Genomic DNA, 465 nt, shown 5'->3' on the forward strand with positions numbered 1-465 from the left:
GCGTTCATCCCATGGAGTGAGCAACACGCCTGAGAGTACGCTGGAGGACAGCACCAGTTGAAACACGCCTTCAACCTCAGAATATTTCCGGGCGATGCGATAGATCTCTTCTGTGTAGAGCATTTTTTGTTGCAGGGTGGCCGAAGGTGCTGGCGTTGACTGGGCCAGAACTAGGCCCTGATCTTCCTGCGGTGCCAGCTCTTGCTGTGAGGTGGAATAAAGCACCGGAATACTGGAGAGGATCAAAAAGGCAAAGGTGAGAACGACAGGCCTGTTGTCCAGCGATGCTTCCAGAGCACGCAAGTAGCGTTTGCGGAACCGGTCGTAGATGTCATCAACCGTACGGGTCAGTGCATCATCCCACCCGGAGGCCTTCTCTGATCTTGCTTTGAGGATCTTGGAGCTCATCATGGGTGTCAGGGTGAGCGCGACAATCGCTGAGATGGTCACCGAACCAACAACTGT

Annotated in this window: 1 protein-coding gene; it reads right to left on the minus strand. The window is 54.2% G+C overall.

Annotated features, from left to right (window positions below):
* A partial coding sequence (locus PsW74_RS29560) for an efflux RND transporter permease subunit (RefSeq protein WP_208988191.1) occupies positions 1 to 465 on the minus strand: 465 nt, incomplete at both ends.

Source organism: Pseudovibrio sp. W74, assembly GCF_001623085.1.
GTDB lineage: Bacteria > Pseudomonadota > Alphaproteobacteria > Rhizobiales > Stappiaceae > Pseudovibrio.